Below are 17,822 nucleotides of genomic sequence, written 5' to 3' on the forward strand. Positions count from 1 at the left end.
CAAGTGTCGGGCTGGTGCGGCCACGGGGCCGCACCCGTGACAAGGCAGCAGCAAGGCGAGGGCCCGTTCGATGGGCGGCAGCACGGTCAGGGGCGCGGCCTTCGCGCTGATCTCGTTCGCCATCTTCTCCACCCATGATGTCGTGGTGAAGTTCCTCGGCGGCCAGTATCACGCGATACAGATCATCTTCTTCTCGGTCATGTTCGGCTTTCCGCTGGTGATGCTGATGCTGATCCGCGACCGGACCGACGGCAACCTGCGGCCCAACCATCCGTGGTGGACGGCGCTGCGCACCGCTGCCGCGGTGGTGACCGGTGTGACCGCCTTCTATGCATTCTCGGTGCTGCCGCTGGCGCAGACCTACGCGATCCTGTTTGCGGCGCCGCTGCTGATCACCGTTCTTGCCATTCCGATCCTCGGCGAAAGGGTCGGGGTCCGTCGCGGAGTCGCGGTGCTGGTGGGCATGTGCGGCGTGCTGATCGTGCTGCGCCCGGGGGCCGAACCGCTCAGTCTTGGCCATGCGGCGGCGCTGACGGCGGCGGTCTGTTCGTCGCTTGCCTCGGTGATCGTGCGAAAGATCGGGTCCGAGGAACGGTCGGCGGTGCTGCTGCTCTACCCGATGCTTGCGAACTTCGTCGTGCTGGGGATGGCGCTGCCGTTCGTCTACCACCCCATGCCGGTCGAGCATCTGGGCATGGTGGGGATCATCGCGCTGTTCGGCTTCGTGGCCATGCTGTTCGTCATCGCGGCCTATCGGGCGGCACCCGCCGTGGTGGTGGCGCCGATGCAGTATTCGCAGATGATCTGGGCCGCGATCTTCGGCGCGCTGATCTTCGACGAATCCCCCGACACCTGGACGCTGGTCGGGGCGGCGGTGATCATCGCCTCGGGGGTCTATATCGTGCTGCGCGAAGGCCGCGCGAAAGTGTCGAAGAACACCCCCGTTCTGCAGACGCAGTCGCGCCCGGAAACCGGCATCTGGCCGCGCGTCAGCACGCTGATGGGCCGGTCGGGGCGGCGCGACTGAACCCTTGCAAAGCCCGCGGCTTGGGGATACAGCCCCGCCCACGGTCGGAGCGTAGCGCAGCCTGGTAGCGCACCTGCTTCGGGAGCAGGGGGTCGGAGGTTCGAATCCTCTCGCTCCGACCAATCATCCCGATACCCCGGTAACCACGTCGACGGCGTCCCCAGGACCGCCGGTCAGCCGGTCAGCCGCCTGCGAAGGCGCGGGCGATGTAGGTTGCCGTCATCAGGTCCAGATGCGCGCCGCCGCCGTTCTTGGCGATGGTGATCTCGTCGTCCGAGCGGCGGGTGAATGCGGCCGGGTCATCATAGAAATCGGCGATCACGTCGCCCTCGGTGATTGCACCCGAGGCGATCGGTGCCATGAGTTCGCCGATGTGATGCAGGGTGGTTGCCCGGGCGTCGACAAAGACACGGGCGCGGGCCATCGCCGCGTCATCCACCTCGCGCATCGCGGGCGTGTAGGCGCCGATCAGGTCGAGGTGCTGGCCGGGCCGCAGCCATTCGCCCCGGATGACGGGTTCGCTGGCCATGGTGGCGGTGCAGATGATGTCGGCACCGGCCACCGCCGCGGCCAGATCCGTGACAACCTCCAGCCCGGGCAGCGACGCCGCCATCGCCTGCGCGCGGGCCTCGTTCCGGTTCCAGACCGCAAAGCGGGCCCCGGGAAAGGCCGAGCCATAGGCCGCGACCATCGACCGCGCCACCGTGCCCGCTCCGACCAGCAGGATCGACCGGCTGTCCCTGCGCGCCAGCCGCCGCGCCGAAAGCAGGCTGTCGCCCGCCGTCTTCCACTTCGTCACAAGGTGGAAATCGACCACGGCCGCAAGTTCACCCGTCCGGTCGTCATAGAGCGTCACGGCCCCGTTCACCGTGGGCTTGCCCAGTGCCGCGTTGCCCGGAAAGATCGTCGCGCATTTCACGAGCTGGCCCAGCCCGTCGATCCAGGCCGCCCGGTTCAGCAGCGTGTCGCTGCCACGATAGAGCAGCGTGTCACCGATCTCGGCGCGGGGCAGCCGGTGCCCGGCCTCGATCGCATCGCAAAGCCCGGCCCAGGTCAGGCGGGCCTCGATCTCGGGTCCGATGATCGCAAAGGTCATGCGGCCTCTCCCTCGGTCAGCAGGCCCTCGGCGACCAGGCGCGCGGCCCAGCCCTCGGGGCCGTCGAACAGATGGCCGCGCCAGCCGCGCGCCTCGGCGGCAGCCACATTCTCGGCCTTGTCGTCGGCAAAGATAAGGTCGGCGGGCGCGATGCCGCAATCGGCCTCGACCGCCGCGTAGATCGCCGGATCGGGTTTCAGCAGGCGCAGGCGGGCCGAGACATAGGCGCGGTCGAATTCCGACAGGACGGGGTGGCCGGCCTGCGCGGCCGCGAAGGTCTCGTCGCCGAAGTTCGTCAGGGCAAATACCGGCACGCCCCGCGCCCGCAGCGCCCGCAGCAGGCGGATCGAGCGGTCGATCGGCGGCCAGAACATCTGGTTCCAGTCGTCATGCCACCAGCGGATCTGCTCGGCCCATTCGGGGTGGCGGGCAGCCAGCGCCTCGACCGATGCGCGGAAGGGCGCACCCGCATCGACCGAAAGGTTCATGCCGTGGATATCGACCTCGGCGAACAGCCGCGCGCTTTCGGCCGGGCCCAGACGTGCCTCGTAGACACGATGGGGATTCCACTCCACCAGCACGTTGCCGATGTCGAAGATCACGGCCTTTGGGGGGGTCATGGCGCACTCCTTGTTGGGCGCGACACCCTAGGCGGGGGGCCGCGCCGCTGCCAACCCCTCGAAGCGCGCGGCCCAGGCCGGTTGCAGGTCGTCCGCGCGGGGTTCGGCCAGATAGACCGCCCGGGCGATGGCCCGGGCCAGGACGCAGGCCGCGGCATGGCCGAGCGCAAAGGTATCGGCCAGCGGATCCGACAGGGGCCGCGCGCCGGTCGCGGCGGCGAACACGAGGTCGCCGTCAAGCGGCGTGTGGCTGGGCACCAGGGCGCGCGCCATGCCGTCGTGTGCGGCCACCGCCATCCGCTGTGCCTGGGCCTTGGTCAGCGCGGCATCGGTGGCCACGACGGCGATGGTGGTCGCCTCGCCCAGACGCTTGCGGGGCGGTGGCTCGTCGGTGGCGGGAAAGGCTGCCGGCAGGCCGAGGCCGCCGAATTCGTTGCCGATCTCCCAAGGGGCGGCGTGGAAATGCGGGCCATCGCCCACCGTGGCCGAACCGAGCGCGTTCACCACAACCAATGCGCCGACCACGTGCCCCGTTGCCAGGACCGCGGAGGCCGAGCCGAGTCCGCCTTTCCACCGCCCGGTCATCGCGCCGAGGCCCGCACCGGCCGAGCCGAGCGCGAACCCCTCGCCCGCCGCCGCCAGGGCCGCCCGGCCAAGCGCCGGATAGGGATTGTCGCGCCAGTCCTTGGCGCCGCCGTTCAGCAGGTCGAAGACGATGGCGCCGGGCACGATGGGCACGCGCGCCGGCCCGACGGCAAAGCCGCGGCCGATCGCCGCGAGCCCCGCCATCACCCCGTCGCAGGCCGCAAGGCCAAAGGCCGACCCGCCCGACAGGACAAGGGCATCCACCGCCCCGACCAGCCGGTCGGGGGCCAGAAGATCGGTTTCGCGGGTGCCGGGGGCGCCGCCCATGACGTGAACGGCAGCGGTAAAGGGGCGGTCGGCCGTCAGCACCGTGACGCCCGAGCGCAGGACCGCGTCCTGGGCATTGCCGACACGCAGTCCCTCGACATCGGTGATCAGGTTCCGCGGCCCGGGGTGCATGTCGGTCAGATGCGGGTCTTGACCGCCGCCGTGGCCGGATCGCCGGTGTTGGGCGTTCCGGCAGGCTCGATCAGCAGCAGATGCGTCTCAACCTCGGCCCGGGGCCGGTGCTGCATGCCCTTCGGCACCACGAATACCTCGCCCGGGCGCAGCGTCACGGTATGGCCGGGCAGGTCGATCGCCAGCTCGCCGGACAGCACCATGAAGAAGTCGTCGGTATCGGGGTGGTCGTGCCAGACGAATTCGCCCAGCACCTTGACCACCATCAGGTCATGGCCGTTGAAGGCGCCCACAATCCTGGGCGACCAGTGACCATCGAAGGCCGCGAGCTTGTCGGTGAGGTTGATCGCATCCATGGCCCGAGCGTGCCGCGCCTCGCAGGGGGCGTCAACGGCTCAGTCGACCGAACGGATCAGGCGCCGTTCCAGAACCTTCAGCACCGCCGCCAGGTCGTGGCCGCGCCGCAGCACCTGGCCGTCCATCCCCACCACCGCATACATGCCCTGTCGCGCACGCAGGCGGGGGCGCTTTTCGATCCGGTAGAGCGGATGCTCTGCCGTCCTGCGGAAGACCGAGAACACCGCCATGTCCCGCAGACAGGAGATGCCGTAGTCGCGCCATTCGCCGCAGGCGACCATGCGGCCATAGACCGTCAGGATCGCCGCGAGTTCGCGGCGGTCGAAGCTGACCGTCTCGGGCATGGCGGCGGCAAAGGGGGTGGCCGGAGGCAGTACAGACATGACGGAACGGTGACATTTGCGCCCCGGCAAATCAAGCGGTCGCGGACGCCCGAATTCAGCCCTGCAAAGACCCCGAAACCGGCCGGATCGCGCCCGAATGCCGCCGCGAAGGGTGGCGATACCCGGGGCATCGAGGACGGTCGGCCCGGTGGTTCGGGTTCATAGCCCCCACCCAGCCCGGATTGCCGGGCCGATCCCTCGGTACCGTGCCGCCGTCATGCCGGGCGGCGCCCGGAACGGATCAGGCCGGGAATCCCGGGGCAGCGCGCAGCACGCCGGTTTCGGTGCCGCGCCAGTTGCTCTGCACCGCATCCAGCCGCTTGCGCGTGGCCGGATGATCGGCATCGAGCACGCCGAGCCGCACCAGCAGCGCAGCAACCGCAAGCTCCGCAGCCCGCGTGCCCCCATCGACGACCTTCAGCGCGATGCCGAGGCGACGCTCGGGGACGATGGCGACAAAGACCGCCTCGGCCCCGGTCTTGAGCGCGACCCGACCGCCCATCGCGCGCATCAGCTCGGTGCAGGCGCGTCCCTCGCCCGCCACCATCTCGGGATGGGTGGCCATCGCCCGCGCGAGGCGATGCATCGCCCGGTCGCGCGCATCCCCGCCGCCGGTGGCATTGGCGAAGGCCGCCATCGACCGGGCCAACCCCGCCACCGTCACCGCGAAATTGGGTGCGGAACAGCCATCGATCCCGAAGCCGGGCGAGGTTTCGCCGGCAACCTCCTCGGTCGCCTGACGGACCGCGCGCTGAACGGGGTGGTCGGGGTCGACATATTCCGGCCCGGCACCCATGGCACGGGTCAGCGTCAGGAAGCCCGCGTGCTTGCCCGAACAGTTGTTGTGGATCTGGCAGGGCGCCTGGTGGGCGCGGATCAGACGGTCCCGTTCGGCGCGGTCGCCGGGTTCGTGCGCGCCGCAGCGCAGATCGGCGTCGGACATGCCCAGATCGGCCAGCCAGCGGGTCACCGCATCGACATGCAGGTGCGCGCCCTGGTGGCTGGCGCAGGCCAGGGCCACCTGCCGGTCGGTCAGCATGTCGCCCGCGCCGCTTTCAAGCAGCGGCAGGGCCTGGACCATCTTGCAGGACGACCGGGGGAAGATCACCGTCGCCGGATCGCCCCAGGCCTCGATCACCTCGCCGCCGGGGCCGCAAATCACGGCATGGCCTGCATGCAGGCTTTCGAGCCGCCCGCCCCGCCAAAGCTCTGCCATTGCCACCGCGCCCATCGTCACCCCCTGTTTCTTGATGGAAACCGTCACGCCTGCGCGATTTCCCGCCCATGGGGGTTTTGCAGACCGCCCCTCTTGCGGTAAAGGGTTAGCAAGGTTGGGCAGGCCATTGCCAGCACGAAAAGGCGCGGGGAAAACCGGCCGGATGCTGCGGCATGGCGACGGCGGAGGCGATGGACCAATGACGATGCGGATCGCGGGGGCGCTGTTTGGCGCCGCACTGGGGCTGACGGCGGGTGCTGCGATGGCACAGCAGGCCGGCGGCGAAACCGAATGCGTTTCGGCCAAGACGGACTGGAGCGTCTGTGTCTGGCCCGACCCGAAGGAATGCTGGGGTGTCTCGAAGCCCAAGGAAACCGTGAACACGCGCGACGGGCGTGCCGTCAGCGTGCGGCGCGGCGACATCCTGCTGTTCGTGACCTTCCGGCCCGGATCGGGCGCGCGGGGCGAGATTTCGTTCACCGGCGGCTATGCCTTTGCCGGCGGAACGCCGGTGCGCGTGGCAATCGAGGGCCGCAACTTCGACCTGGTCGCCGAGGGCGAATGGGCCTGGCCGGGAAGCACCGAGGATGACGCCGCGCTGCTGGCAGCGATGCGGGCGGGCGCCAGTGCGGTGATCACCGCGCGATCGTCCCGCGGAACCGAGACAAAGGACACGTTCAGCCTGCAGGGCTTCACCGCCGCGATGACCGAGGCCGAGAACCGCTGCAAGTAGGCCAGGCGCACGGCGGCCAGGTGCCGCCGACATTTCCGGAGGCACAGCCGACGGCGGTTTTGCCTTTCGCGCGCGAATCCCCTATATCCGGCGCTTCCGTTGCAGGACGCTTGCCCATGACCGCCCCCGTTGCGCCGATTACCCAGGACGTGCTGACCATCCCCCGCAGGCTGCCCGAGGGCGGGCGGACGAACATCGTCGGCCTGACGCGCGACCAGTTGCGCGATGCGCTGATCGCGGCGGGAACGCCGGAGCGGCAGGCGAAGATGCGGGTCGGGCAGATCTGGCAGTGGATCTATCACTGGGGCGTGCGCGACTTTGCGCGGATGACGAACCTTGCCAAGGACTATCGTGCGCTTCTGGCGGAGCGGTTCGAGATCGCGGTCCCCGAGGTCGTGTCGCGCCAGGTCAGCGCCGATGGCACGCGCAAGTATCTGGTCCGCATCGCGGGCGGGCATGAGGTGGAAACCGTCTACATCCCCGAGGAAGGGCGCGGCACGCTGTGCATTTCGTCCCAGGTCGGCTGCACGCTGACGTGTTCGTTCTGTCATACCGGCACGCAGAAACTGGTGCGGAACCTGACCGCCGGGGAGATCGTCGGCCAGGTGATGCTGGCGCGCGACGATCTGGGCGAGTGGCCCGAACCCGGACAGGGCAGCACGGGCGACCGGCTGGTGTCGAACATCGTGCTGATGGGGATGGGCGAGCCCCTGTACAATTTCGACGCGGTCCGCGATGCGATGCGGGTGGTGATGGACGGCGAGGGGATCGCGCTCGGGCGGCGGCGGATCACCCTGTCCACCAGCGGCGTGGTGCCCGAAATCGCCCGGACGGCCGAGGAGATCGGCTGCCAGCTGGCCATCTCGTTCCACGCCACCACCGACGAGGTGCGCGATCGGCTGGTGCCGATCAACAAGCGGTGGAACATCGAGACCCTGCTGAACGCGCTGCGCGACTATCCGAAGCTGTCGAACTCGGAGCGCATCACCTTCGAATACGTGATGCTCAGGGACGTGAACGACAGCGACGCCGACGCCCGGCGGCTGGTGCGGCTGATTGCGGGCATTCCCGCCAAGATCAACCTGATTCCCTTCAACGAATGGCCCGGCGCCCCCTATCGGCGGTCGGATTGGGAACGGATCGAGGCCTTCGCCGACATCGTCTACAAGGCGGGCTACGCCAGCCCCATCCGGACGCCCAGGGGCGAGGACATCATGGCGGCCTGCGGGCAGCTGAAGTCGGCGACCGAGCGGGGACGGCGCGAAAAAACCGGCATCGCGGCGCAGGCCTGACCGCCCCTTGACCATCCGGTCCTGTTTTGTTCTTGTGACGGCATGGCCCTGCCCGTCCTTTCCAACGCCGCCGCGCGCCGCCTTTTCCTGCACCGCCACGCCCTGTCCGAGGCCAGCGGGCCGGGCCGGGGCGATGATCTGGCGGGGCTGATCGACCGCATCGGCTTTGTGCAGGTCGACAGCATCAACACCGTCGCGCGGGCGCATCAGATGATCCTGTTCGCGCGCCGTCCCGCATACCGGCCCGAGGCGCTGGAGCGGTTGCTGGCGCGGCGGCGGCTTTGGGAACACTGGACGCATGACGCCTCGATCCTGCCGGTCGAGACCTTTCCGCACTGGCGCCACCGGTTCCGCCGCCATGCCGAGACGCGGGCCGGTCGCTGGCGCGACTGGCTGGGGTCGGACGATCACGAGCGGCAGTTCGACACCATCCTCGACCGCATCGCCCGCGACGGGCCGGTGGGCACTGCGGATGTGGGCGAGGATGAGGCACGGTCAAAAGGCGGCTGGTGGGATTGGCATCCCTCGAAGGCCGCGCTGGAATGGCTGTGGCACACCGGACAGATCGCCGTCACCCGGCGCGACGGGTTCCGCAAGATCTATGACCTGACCGAACGGGTGATCCCCGCCCCCCTTTTCCGACAGGTGACCACCGAACCGGAAACGGTCGACTGGGCTTGCGCCAAGGCATTGGACAGGCTGGGTTTTGCGACATCGGGGGAGCTTGCCGCCTATTGGGCGCTGGCAACGCCGGATCAGGCGCGCGGCTGGGTGCAGGGGGCGTTGGCGCGGGGCGAGGTGGCGGAGGTTCAGGTTCAGGATGCCGACGGCCGGTTGCGGCGGCATGTGATGCGGCCGGGTGCCTGGGAGGAGGGGGTGCCGGAACCGCCGGCCCGGCTGCGGGTGCTGTCGCCGTTCGACCCTGCCCTGCGCGACCGGGACCGGGCGGAACGGCTGTTCGGGTTCCGCTACCGGATCGAGGTGTTCGTGCCCGAGGCCAAGCGCCAGTTCGGCTATTACGTGTTCCCGGTGCTGGAGGGCGACAGGCTGGTCGGCCGCCTCGACGCCAAGGCCTTCCGCGACGCGGGGGCGTTGCGAATCAAGGGATTCTGGCCCGAAGCCGGGGTCAGGCTGACCAAGGCCCGCCGCGCGAGGCTGGAGGCGGAACTCGACCGGCTGGCACGGTTCGCGGGGTGCGGGGGGGTGGAGTTCCTGGAGGGGTGGGAACGGGCGCCGGTGGCCCGGCCAACCCCCTGAGACCGCTGTGGCAATCTGCAGGTTTCGGGGAGGTTAACGGTCTGGCATGCGTCTGGCCCGCGTCTGGCAGACGGCCAGACAGATGGCAGCCCGGGGGCTGTCGGGCACAAGGGGCGAATCGGGGCCGGGGGGATGTCACCCAGCCTGCGGCGGATGCGGTCGATCACCCCGGGACCCCTGTGCCCGGTGCGGGCGGTGGCAGGCCGGACGGCGCGCGCCCTAGTCCCACCCGTCGATTGCCGCCACCGCCTCCTCGGCGGTCTCGACATAGCGGAAGAGGCGCAGGTCTTCCGGCGCGATGGTTCCGGCCTCGGCCAGGGCCTGCCAGTTGATGATGCCTTCCCACCAGTCCTTGCCGAACAGCACGAAGGGCACCGGGCGCATCCGGCCCGTCTGGATCAGCGTGAGGCTTTCGAACATCTCGTCCAGCGTGCCGAAGCCGCCCGGGAACACGCAGACCGCCCGCGCCCGCATCAGGAAATGCATCTTGCGGATGGCGAAGTAGTGGAAGTTGAAGCAGAGGTCGGGGGTGACATAGCCGTTCGGCGCCTGTTCGTGCGGCAGCACGATGTTCAGCCCGATCGACTGTCCGCCCGCCTCGTGCGCGCCGCGGTTGCCGGCCTCCATCACCCCCGGGCCGCCGCCGGTGACGATGACATTTTCGCGCCCATAGCTCTGCATGCTGCGCTCGGTCATGATGCGGGCGAAGCGCCGGGCCTGTTCGTAGTAGCGCGACAGGCCCGCCAGCACCGGGGTGCGCGCCGTTTCGGCCCGTTCGGGCGCGGGGATGCGGGCACCGCCGAACAGCACGATGGTGCTTTCGATGCCGCGTTCGTCCATCACCATCTGCGGCTTCAGGAGTTCGAGTTGCAGCCGGACCGGCCGCAGTTCCTCGCGCGTCATGAAATCGGCGTCGGCGAAGGCCAGGCGATAGGCGGGGGCGCGGGTCTGCGGGGTATCGGGGATGCGGTCGGCCGCCTCCATGTCCTCGACGCTGTCGCGGAAGGGGTGGCTGCGCGGTTCGTCCTTCATCGGTTCGGCCCCTCTGGATTGCCCTGTCGTCCCCATCCCTAGCGTCCCGGTCACGGCAAGGCCAGCGGCGGCAGGGCCGCCCCGCCCCGGCCCGCATTGCGCGGCGGGGGTGGGCGAAGTATAGGGGCCGGGCCTGCCCGACCCGCCAGACAAGGACCGACACCATGAGCCACGCCGCCCTGGAAGCCGCCATCGAAACCGCCTGGGACGCGCGGGAGGGAATCAGCCCGGCGACGGTGGGCGAGGCGCGCGACGCCATCGAGGCGACGCTGGCGGCGCTGGACAGCGGCAGCCTGCGGGTGGCCGAAAAGCGCGGCAACGACTGGCATGTGAACCAGTGGGCGAAGAAGGCGGTGCTGCTGTCGTTCCGGCTGACCGACATGCACGAGATTTCGGGCAGCAACGGCGGGTCGAACTGGTGGGACAAGGTGCCGTCGAAGTGGCAGGGCTGGGGCGCGAACCAGTGGCGCGAGGCGGGGTTCCGCGCGGTTCCCGGCAGCATCGTGCGGCGATCGGCGTTCATCGGTCGGAACGTGGTGCTGATGCCGTCGTTCGTGAACGTGGGCGCCTATGTCGACGAGGGGTCGATGGTCGACGGCTGGGCCACGGTGGGGTCCTGCGCGCAGATCGGCAAGAATGTGCATCTGTCGGGCGGCGTGGGGATCGGCGGCGTGCTGGAGCCGATGCAGGCGGGGCCGACGATCATCGAGGACAACTGCTTCATCGGCGCGCGGTCGGAGGTGGTGGAGGGCTGCATCATCCGCGAGGGCTCGGTCCTCGGAATGGGCGTGTTCATCGGCAAGTCGACCAAGATCGTCGACCGGGAAACCGGCGAGGTGATGTATGGCGAGGTTCCCGCGGGGTCGGTGGTGGTGGCGGGGTCGATGCCGTCGAAGGGCGGGGTCAGCCTGTACTGCGCGGTGATCGTGAAGAAGGTGGACGCGCAGACGCGGTCGAAGACCTCGATCAACGAACTGCTGCGCGACTGAGCCGCGCCGCCGCAGGCTAGCGGGCCTCGTCGGCGTCGCGGATGAAATCCATGTCCAGCGTCAGGCCGTGGCCCGGCAGGTCGCGGATGGTCATGTGGCCATCCACGGGCAGGGGCGCATCCCTGAACACATGGGCGGTGATATCCTCGAACAGGCGCAGGCGTTCGAGGAACAGCGCGTTCGGCGTGGCGCTGACCAGATGCAGGTGCATGTGTTCCATCGCGTGAGGCGCGAACTTCAGGTTCCATGCCTGGGTCAGCGCCGCGACCTTGACCATCTCGGTATATCCGCCCGCCCGCGCCCCGTCGAGCTGCACGATGTCGGCCGCCTCGGCGAGGATCAGGTCGCGCGCGCCGTAGCGGGTGTATTCATGTTCGCCGGTCGCCAGCGGAATGTCGGTGCCGCGCCTGAACCGGGCGAGGCCGGGGATGTCGTCGGCCAGCACGGGTTCCTCGAACAGGAAGATGTCGCATTCGCGGACGGTGTTGGCGAACTTGACCGCCGTTGCGGCATCCCAGCAGTTGTTGGCATCCAGCAGGAGCCGGATGTCGGGCCCCACGGCATCGCGCACCTTGCGCACGCGGATCGCATCGCGGCGCAGGTTGGTGGCGCCGTCGACGCCGACCTTGAACTTGATGTGCGTGTAGCCCTGCGCCACCATGTCCTGCATTTCGGCCACGAGTTCATCGTCGCTGTAGGAGGTCCAGCCGCCGCTGGCATAGACCGGCACCCGGGTGCGGTTGCCCCCCATCAGGCGGTAGAGCGGCAGGCCGAGGATCTTGCCCTTCAGATCCCACAGCGCCAGGTCCACCGCGCTGAGCGCCGCGAAGGTCAGCCCCTTGCGCCCCACGCCGCGCAGGTAGTGGAACAGCTCGTTCCAGATCACCTCGGTTTCCAGCGGGTCGCGGCCGTGGATGCGGGGGGCGATGTTGTTCAGGATCAGGCTGCGCGTCGCCTCGCCGCCGACTTCGTGATAGGTCAGCCCGATGCCTTCGAGCCCCTGGTCGGTGGTGACGCGGACGACGGTGAAGCCCACGCATTCCACGGTGCGCGTGGCATCGGCAAAGCCCCCCGCGACGTTCTTCGATACAAGATGCACATCGACGCGCGCGATGCGGTGATTGAGGGGGGCGGAGTCGGGCATGGAAGGGGTCCGGTTGTTGCGGGGATCGGCGGGCATCATAGTGATGTAAGCGCTTAACACAAGGATGGAGGCAGCGGGCTGCGCCGGTGCGGCGGCGCAGGGGTGATGCCTGGTGCGCGTGGCGCGATGACCCGGAAACGCCGGTGAGCATGGCGACTGGTGCCGCAGGATGACCGGCTTGACAGGTGGGTGGGGCATGGTCACCCTGCTGTAAGCGGTTCCACATAAGGCCGGCGCGGGCTGGCATGCCGCGCGGACCGGGCAGCGAGGATGCAGCACGATGACCCCGACGCAGGACCGGACGTTTCGCGCGGTGATCGACCGGATCGTGCCGCAGGACCGCGACGCGGGCGCCCTGGCGCTGGGCGCCGATGACCATGCGCGCGGCATTCTCGACGGCGATCCGGCTGCGGCCGCGGGCCTGTGCCCCGGGCTGGACGCGCTGGACCGCGATGCGCGGCTGTCGCATGGCGCGGCCTTTGCCGATCTGGACGCGGGCGCGCGCGATGCGCTGCTGGAAGGCATCGCGCGCGAGGGCTGGTTCCTGCGGCTGGTCGAGATCGTGTGCCTTGGCGTCTATGCCGACCCGGACAACGGCGGCAACCGGGGCGCCGCGTCCTGGGACTGGCTGGGTTATCGCCACGGGATGCCCGAGGGACCATCCGGCCCGGCTCGGGGGACGCCGCCCCGCCCGATGCCCGGCCCCCTGGAGATGACCGAATTCGACGTCATCGTGGTCGGCGCGGGGGCGGGCGGCGGGGTTGCGGCCTGCGTGCTGGCCGAGGCGGGGAAATCCGTGCTGCTGATCGAACGCGGACTGGCGCGCAGCCATGCCGACAGCGGCCACCGCGACCATCTGCGCAATCACCGCCTTTCGGTCTATGGGACGAACACCGGCCCGGGGCCGGTGGGATCGCCGCGCGTCCTGGTCGATCCCGAAGGGGTGGCGCATGTCATGGCGCCGCATGCGTTCGGATATCACAACAACGCGGCCTGCGTGGGCAGCGGGACGCTGGTCTATGGCGGGCTGGCCTGGCGGTTTCACCCCGACGATTTCCGCATGGCATCGCGCTATGGCGTGCCGGAGGGTTCGTCGCTGACCGACTGGCCCATCGGGATCGAGGACCTGGCGGCTGGCTATGCCCGCGCGGAATGGGAGATCGGCGTGGCGGGCGAACCCTCGGGCAGTGACGGGCAGGCCCCGGGCGCACGGGGCTATCCGCTGCCGCCGGTGCCGCGCCATGCGGCGGGCGACCTGCTGCGCGCGGGGGCAGACCGGCTGGGGATCGCGACCTTCGCGCCGCCCCTGCTGGTGAACACGCGACCGCGCGACGGGCGCGGGGCCTGCATCCAGTGCGGCAGCTGCGTGGGCTTTCCCTGCCCGACCGATGCGCGCAACGGCACGCAGAACACGGTGATTCCCCGCGCCCTGGCCACCGGCCGCTGCACGCTGGTCACGGATTGCACCGCCGAGGCCGTGGAAACCGACAGCGCCGGCCGGGTGACGGGGGTGCGCCTGCGCAGGCCCGGGCCGGACGGCGATATGGTGCGGCAGGTGGTGCGGGCGCGGGCCGTGGTTCTGTCGGCGGGCGCCATCGAAAGCGCGCGGCTGCTGCTGGCCTCGGCCAGCGGGCGGGAACCGGCGGGGCTGGGCAACGGCGCGGACCTTGTGGGGCGCAACCTGCAGGGGCACCTTTACCCCACGGTGTTCGGCCTGTTCGACAGGCCGGTGCATGACAGCCGGGGCCCCGGCGTCAGCATTGCCACGGCCGCCTATGTGCATGGCAACCGCGGGATCGTGGGCGGTGCGATGCTGGCCGATGACTTCATCATGCCGCCCGCGATCTTTCATGCCACGGCCCTGCCGCCGGAGCAGCGGCGCTGGGGCCAGGAGGCCAAGGATTTCATGCGCCACGCCTATCGCCGCGTGTTGCAGGTGAAGGGACCGGTGCACGAGATCCCCGACCCTTCCTGCCGCGTGACGCTGGACCCCGGGCTGCGCGATGCGGGGGGGATGCCGGTGGCGCGGCTGTCCGGGGTGGTCCATGCCGAGACCATGCGGACGGCCGCGTTCGTCATCGACCGGGCGGAGGACTGGGTCAGGGCGGCGGGGGCGGTGCGGACCTGGCGGGCGATGCCGCCCCGGCGGCTGTCGGGATACCAGCACCAGGCGGGCACCTGCCGGATGGGCCGCGACCCCGCGACCTCGGTCACCGATTCCTTCGGGCGGGTCTGGGGGCATGACAACCTGTTCGTCTGCGATGCCGCGCTGCACCCCACGAACGGCGCCTTCAACCCGGTGCTGACGGTGATGGCCCTGGCCTTTCGCAACGCAGACCACATCGCCGCGTCGATCCGCTAGCCCCGGGCCGGCTTTGCCATCGCACGGCCGGTGTGTTACTTCATGGGCAGCTTGTTCCGCATTCCGAACATTGTGGAAGCGCTATCTTGGGCGCAAAACCTATTGTGTCAATCGAATGGGGATTGACCCGGCCATCCGGACTCGGCAAGTATGTAAGCGATTACAGAATGCGCTTCTGCCGGGAGGAGCGTGAAGACTGTCGGGGAGTCCGGGGCGGCAGCTTGCGGATGCCTTCGATTGGAAGGTGCGTCGACTTCAGGGTCGAAAGAAAAACACGGCGCAGTGTGCCAAAGGAGGAAAACATGAAGTTCTCTACCATCGTCGCAGGTGCCGCTTCGGCGCTCGCGCTTTCTGCCGTTGCCGGGTTCGCGGCCGATGTGACGCTGCGCGTCGGGACAGTGTACCAGACCACGCACACGATCTCGAAGGGAAGCGCCGAGTTCGAGCGCATCGTCGAGGAGAAATCCGGCGGCGCCATCGACGTCGAGGTGTTCTATGCCGAAGAGCTTGGCTCGGAGCGCGAGATGGCCGAGATGACCCGCGCGGGCGGCCTGGAAATGGTGCTCAGCGGGCTGCCGGGCACAGGGTCTTTCGTGCCCCAGATCGAGGTGATGGAGGCCTTCTACACCTACGAGAACGTGGAAGAGCTGGCCAAGGTGGTGGCGGCGATCGCGCCCGACCTGAATGCCTTCATGGAACCGCAGGGCTTTCATCTTGTCGGCTACATGTATCAGGGCCCGCGCAACCTGCTGTCGACCAGGCCGGTGCGCCAGTATTCGGACATGGCGGGGCTGAAGCTGCGCATCCCGCAGACGCCGCTGTTCGTGGCCCTGGCCCAGAACTGGGGCGCCACGCCCACGGCGATCAGCCTTGGCGAGGTCTATACCTCGCTGGAATCGGGCGTGATCGACGCGGTCGAGGGCACCTCGGAAACCATCGTGTCGCAGAAGTTCTTCGAGAAGGCCAAGTATCTGACCCTGACGAAGCACAACTTCTATCCGCAGCCCATGGTCGCGAACAAGGCATGGTGGGACGGGCTGAGCGCCGAACACCAGCAGATCATCCTGGACGCGGCGCAGGAAGCGGCGGCGTTCCAGCTGTCGCTGCACAAGGCGGCCGATGAGGCCGCGATGCAGACGATGCGCGATGGCGGAGTGGAGATCATCGAGGTCGACACCGCGCCGTTCAGCACGCCGGTGCTGGCCGCGATGGACGGCTACATCAAGAGCAAGGGCGATGACGTCTACGCGGTCTACCAGAAGATGCTGGCGACAGCTGCGAACTGACGCCATGATCGGCGGGCCTGGACGCGGTTTCCGGGTTCAGGCCCGCCACATGGCTGCATGATATTCCTGGACCGTCCTTCCGCGACCTGCGCGCGTCAGGCGGTCCAGCCGCAAGGGCCGGACATGACGAAGCTGTATATCCTGACCATCGAGACTTTGATCATCCTGGGCCTGTGCATCATGGTCGGGCTGACATTCTCGTCGGCGATGATCCGGTTCATTCCCGGGTTCGGCGGCATCTTCTGGGCCGAGGAGATCACGCGCTACGTCAGCATCTGGGTGGTGTTCCTGGCGGCGGGCCTTGGTGTCCGCTACGGCATCCACCTGAGCGTCGACATGGTGGCGATGGCGCTGCCCGAGGCGCTGCGCCGGGCGTTCTTCATCTTCTCCTATCTGCTGATGATGGTGTTCCAGGGCGTGCTGGTGTTCTACGGCACCCAGCTTGCGATTTCGAACTACGCGCAGCAGTCCGCCTCGCTGCAGATGCCGATGACCTATGCCTATGCCGCGATTCCGGTCGGTGCCGCGATCATGCTGTTCGAGACCGCGCGGCTTGTCTATCTGGAGGCGACGGGCACATCGACCGCGATGAAATCGTTCGCGGACTGATGCGCGGGTCTGTCGCGGTCCTCCCTTCTCCTGCACGGATACAAGCCACATGGTCGGCGTCCTTTTCAGTTCGTTCCTGATCCTGCTCGTCCTTGGGGTCCCGATCGCCTTTGCCATCGGCCTTGGCGCGCTGGTGCCGATCATCCTGCAGGGCAACATCCCGCTGAGCCTGGTGGTCAGCCGCATGTTCGGCGGGATCGATTCCTTTCCGCTGATGGCGATTCCGTTCTTCGTGCTGACCGGCACGCTGGCCGGGGCCTGCCAGCTGACCGACCGCATTGCGGCACTGGCGGCCTTCATGGTGGGGCGGATGCGTGCGGGGCTGGCGCATGTGAACATCGTGGCGTCGATGCTGTTCGGCGGGGTCACCGGTTCGGCCGTGGCGGACGCGGCCGCCACGGGGTCCATGATGATCCCGGCGATGAAGGCGCAGGGGTATCCGGCGGGCTATTCGGCGGCGGTGACCGCTGCCTCGTCGGTGATCGGCTCGATCATTCCGCCCAGCACGCTGATGATCATCTACGGCTACCTGACCGGCGTTTCCACCGGACGGATGTTCCTTGGCGGCGTGATCCCCGGCGTCCTGATCGGACTGGCGCTGATGCTGGTCGCGCATTTCCAGGCGGTGCGCCTGGGGATCGGCTATGACGCCGACGCCAAGCCGCGCGACTGGGGCACCCTGCCGGCAATCCTGCGCGACGCGGGCCCCGCCATGCTTGTGCCGGTGGTCATCATCGGCGGCATCGTCGGGGGGTTCTTCACCCCGACCGAGGCCGGGGTCGTGGCGGTTGTCACCATCCTGCTGGTCGGGACCTTCGTCTACCGCAGCTTTACCTGGGCCGGCATCCGCGCGGCGTTCCTGAGCGCCGGATACACCACCGCGATGGTGATGATGATCCTGGCCGCATCGACGGTCTTTGCGAACCTCCTGACGCGCGCGCGGTTCCAGACGACGCTGATCGACATGCTGTCGTCGGTCAGCCCGGTCCCCGAGGTTCAGATGCTGCTGGTCATCGCGGCGCTGCTGTTCCTGACGCTGTTCATCGATGCGACGGCGGTGCTGATCATGTTCGCCGCACCGCTTGCCGCCGTCTGCGCGGCGCTTGGCTATGATCCGGTGCATTCCGGCATCGTCATCGTTGTGGCCTGCCTGATCGGCGGGGTGACGCCGCCGGTCGGGACGCTGCTGTTCATCGCGGCGGGCATCGCCCGGATCTCGGTGGCCGAGGCGTCGCGCGCCATCCTGCCCTTCGTGCTGGCGCTGATCGCGGTCAACGTGCTGATCATGCTCATCCCGTTCCTTGTCACCTGGCTTCCGTCCATCGCCTTCGGGTGATGGCCGGGGCAGACGCCGCCGATCCCTGTTCCGCGAAGA

17 protein-coding genes and 1 tRNA gene are annotated in these 17,822 nt (G+C 68.8%); 10 read left to right on the top strand and 8 right to left on the bottom strand.

Annotated elements, in window-relative coordinates; translation table 11 throughout:
- Positions 1–70: 70 nt before the first annotated feature.
- Both KF887_00745 and KF887_00750 read left to right on the top strand, forming a co-directional pair.
- Positions 71–1,027, top strand: coding sequence for a DMT family transporter (locus KF887_00745; protein QYK41707.1), 957 nt, complete (start codon positions 71–73; stop codon positions 1,025–1,027).
- Between the two features lie 45 nt (positions 1,028–1,072).
- Positions 1,073–1,149 (top strand) — tRNA-Pro (locus KF887_00750).
- Between the two features lie 59 nt (positions 1,150–1,208).
- On the opposite strand, the gene KF887_00755 is transcribed toward KF887_00750, so the two are convergent.
- The 6 genes from KF887_00755 to KF887_00780 all read right to left on the bottom strand — a co-directional run bounded on the left by KF887_00755 (position 1,209) and on the right by KF887_00780 (position 5,758).
- Positions 1,209–2,123 carry an ornithine cyclodeaminase gene (locus KF887_00755; protein ID QYK41708.1) on the bottom strand — a complete coding sequence of 305 codons (915 nt, stop codon included), beginning with the start codon at positions 2,121–2,123 and terminating at the stop codon, positions 1,209–1,211.
- Positions 2,120–2,743, bottom strand: a complete 624-nt coding sequence (locus tag KF887_00760) for an HAD family phosphatase (protein ID QYK41709.1) — start codon at positions 2,741–2,743, stop codon at positions 2,120–2,122. The genes KF887_00755 and KF887_00760 overlap by 4 nt, the downstream gene beginning before the upstream one ends.
- A 27-nt stretch (positions 2,744–2,770) precedes the next feature.
- On the bottom strand, positions 2,771–3,787 hold the full coding sequence (locus KF887_00765; protein ID QYK41710.1) for a P1 family peptidase: 1,017 nt from the start codon (positions 3,785–3,787) through the stop codon (positions 2,771–2,773).
- A 5-nt stretch (positions 3,788–3,792) separates the two neighbouring features.
- On the bottom strand, positions 3,793–4,143 hold the full coding sequence (locus KF887_00770) for a cupin domain-containing protein (protein QYK41711.1): 351 nt from the start codon (positions 4,141–4,143) through the stop codon (positions 3,793–3,795).
- Between the two features lie 39 nt (positions 4,144–4,182).
- Positions 4,183–4,527 (bottom strand): DUF2794 domain-containing protein, encoded by a 345-nt coding sequence (locus tag KF887_00775; protein QYK41712.1) that lies wholly within the window; start codon positions 4,525–4,527, stop codon positions 4,183–4,185.
- A gap of 241 nt (positions 4,528–4,768) precedes the next feature.
- Complete coding sequence (locus tag KF887_00780) at positions 4,769–5,758, bottom strand: asparaginase (protein QYK43377.1); 990 nt, start codon at positions 5,756–5,758, stop codon at positions 4,769–4,771.
- A gap of 184 nt (positions 5,759–5,942) precedes the next feature.
- Between KF887_00780 and KF887_00785 the strand changes: the two genes are divergently transcribed.
- From KF887_00785 to KF887_00795, 3 genes are all read left to right on the top strand, one after another.
- Entirely contained in the window at positions 5,943–6,476 is a 534-nt protein-coding gene (locus tag KF887_00785) for a hypothetical protein (GenBank protein ID QYK41713.1), read from the top strand.
- Between the two features lie 116 nt (positions 6,477–6,592).
- On the top strand, positions 6,593–7,768 hold the full coding sequence (rlmN, locus tag KF887_00790) for a 23S rRNA (adenine(2503)-C(2))-methyltransferase RlmN (protein QYK41714.1): 1,176 nt from the start codon (positions 6,593–6,595) through the stop codon (positions 7,766–7,768).
- A 42-nt stretch (positions 7,769–7,810) separates the two neighbouring features.
- Positions 7,811–9,025, top strand: a complete 1,215-nt coding sequence (locus tag KF887_00795) for a YcaQ family DNA glycosylase (protein ID QYK41715.1) — start codon at positions 7,811–7,813, stop codon at positions 9,023–9,025.
- 219 nt (positions 9,026–9,244) lie between these two features.
- Here KF887_00795 and KF887_00800 read toward each other — a convergent pair whose 3' ends face one another.
- Positions 9,245–10,057, bottom strand: coding sequence for a TIGR00730 family Rossman fold protein (locus tag KF887_00800; protein ID QYK41716.1), 813 nt, complete (start codon positions 10,055–10,057; stop codon positions 9,245–9,247).
- Between the two features lie 164 nt (positions 10,058–10,221).
- Between KF887_00800 and dapD the strand changes: the two genes are divergently transcribed.
- Entirely contained in the window at positions 10,222–11,046 is an 825-nt protein-coding gene (gene dapD, locus KF887_00805) for a 2,3,4,5-tetrahydropyridine-2,6-dicarboxylate N-succinyltransferase (protein QYK41717.1), read from the top strand.
- A gap of 16 nt (positions 11,047–11,062) precedes the next feature.
- Here the strand turns inward: dapD and KF887_00810 are convergent, their stop codons facing one another.
- A complete protein-coding gene (locus tag KF887_00810; protein QYK41718.1) occupies positions 11,063–12,190 on the bottom strand; it encodes a mandelate racemase/muconate lactonizing enzyme family protein in 1,128 nt (375 codons plus the stop codon).
- Between the two features lie 280 nt (positions 12,191–12,470).
- Here KF887_00810 and KF887_00815 point away from each other — a divergent pair, with 280 nt between their 5' ends.
- The 4 genes from KF887_00815 (at position 12,471) to KF887_00830 (ending at position 17,783) form a co-directional block, all read left to right on the top strand.
- On the top strand, positions 12,471–14,552 hold the full coding sequence (locus KF887_00815; protein QYK41719.1) for a GMC family oxidoreductase N-terminal domain-containing protein: 2,082 nt from the start codon (positions 12,471–12,473) through the stop codon (positions 14,550–14,552).
- Between the two features lie 302 nt (positions 14,553–14,854).
- Positions 14,855–15,838, top strand: a complete 984-nt coding sequence (locus KF887_00820; protein QYK41720.1) for a TRAP transporter substrate-binding protein — start codon at positions 14,855–14,857, stop codon at positions 15,836–15,838.
- Between the two features lie 123 nt (positions 15,839–15,961).
- Complete coding sequence (locus KF887_00825) at positions 15,962–16,447, top strand: TRAP transporter small permease (protein QYK41721.1); 486 nt, start codon at positions 15,962–15,964, stop codon at positions 16,445–16,447.
- Positions 16,448–16,496: 49 nt separating this feature from the next.
- Positions 16,497–17,783 carry a TRAP transporter large permease gene (locus tag KF887_00830; protein QYK41722.1) on the top strand — a complete coding sequence of 429 codons (1,287 nt, stop codon included), beginning with the start codon at positions 16,497–16,499 and terminating at the stop codon, positions 17,781–17,783.
- Positions 17,784–17,822 lie beyond the last annotated feature (39 nt).

The sequence above is a fragment of the Paracoccaceae bacterium genome, assembly GCA_019454225.1.
Taxonomy (GTDB): Bacteria; Pseudomonadota; Alphaproteobacteria; order Rhodobacterales; family Rhodobacteraceae.

Excerpts from the sequence above, each read along its gene's own strand:
- KF887_00745 (QYK41707.1), top strand. The coding sequence starts at position 71 with ATGGGCGGCAGCACGGTCAGGGGCGCGGCCTTCGCGCTGATCTCGTTC.
- KF887_00755 (QYK41708.1), bottom strand. The coding sequence starts at position 2,123 with ATGACCTTTGCGATCATCGGACCCGAGATCGAGGCCCGCCTGACCTGG.
- KF887_00760 (QYK41709.1), bottom strand. The coding sequence starts at position 2,743 with ATGACCCCCCCAAAGGCCGTGATCTTCGACATCGGCAACGTGCTGGTG.
- KF887_00765 (QYK41710.1), bottom strand. The coding sequence starts at position 3,787 with ATGCACCCCGGGCCGCGGAACCTGATCACCGATGTCGAGGGACTGCGT.
- KF887_00770 (QYK41711.1), bottom strand. The coding sequence starts at position 4,143 with ATGGATGCGATCAACCTCACCGACAAGCTCGCGGCCTTCGATGGTCAC.
- KF887_00775 (QYK41712.1), bottom strand. The coding sequence starts at position 4,527 with ATGTCTGTACTGCCTCCGGCCACCCCCTTTGCCGCCGCCATGCCCGAG.
- KF887_00780 (QYK43377.1), bottom strand. The coding sequence starts at position 5,758 with ATGGGCGCGGTGGCAATGGCAGAGCTTTGGCGGGGCGGGCGGCTCGAA.
- KF887_00785 (QYK41713.1), top strand. The coding sequence starts at position 5,943 with ATGACGATGCGGATCGCGGGGGCGCTGTTTGGCGCCGCACTGGGGCTG.
- rlmN (QYK41714.1), top strand. The coding sequence starts at position 6,593 with ATGACCGCCCCCGTTGCGCCGATTACCCAGGACGTGCTGACCATCCCC.
- KF887_00795 (QYK41715.1), top strand. The coding sequence starts at position 7,811 with ATGGCCCTGCCCGTCCTTTCCAACGCCGCCGCGCGCCGCCTTTTCCTG.
- KF887_00800 (QYK41716.1), bottom strand. The coding sequence starts at position 10,057 with ATGAAGGACGAACCGCGCAGCCACCCCTTCCGCGACAGCGTCGAGGAC.
- dapD (QYK41717.1), top strand. The coding sequence starts at position 10,222 with ATGAGCCACGCCGCCCTGGAAGCCGCCATCGAAACCGCCTGGGACGCG.
- KF887_00810 (QYK41718.1), bottom strand. The coding sequence starts at position 12,190 with ATGCCCGACTCCGCCCCCCTCAATCACCGCATCGCGCGCGTCGATGTG.
- KF887_00815 (QYK41719.1), top strand. The coding sequence starts at position 12,471 with ATGACCCCGACGCAGGACCGGACGTTTCGCGCGGTGATCGACCGGATC.
- KF887_00820 (QYK41720.1), top strand. The coding sequence starts at position 14,855 with ATGAAGTTCTCTACCATCGTCGCAGGTGCCGCTTCGGCGCTCGCGCTT.
- KF887_00825 (QYK41721.1), top strand. The coding sequence starts at position 15,962 with ATGACGAAGCTGTATATCCTGACCATCGAGACTTTGATCATCCTGGGC.
- KF887_00830 (QYK41722.1), top strand. The coding sequence starts at position 16,497 with ATGGTCGGCGTCCTTTTCAGTTCGTTCCTGATCCTGCTCGTCCTTGGG.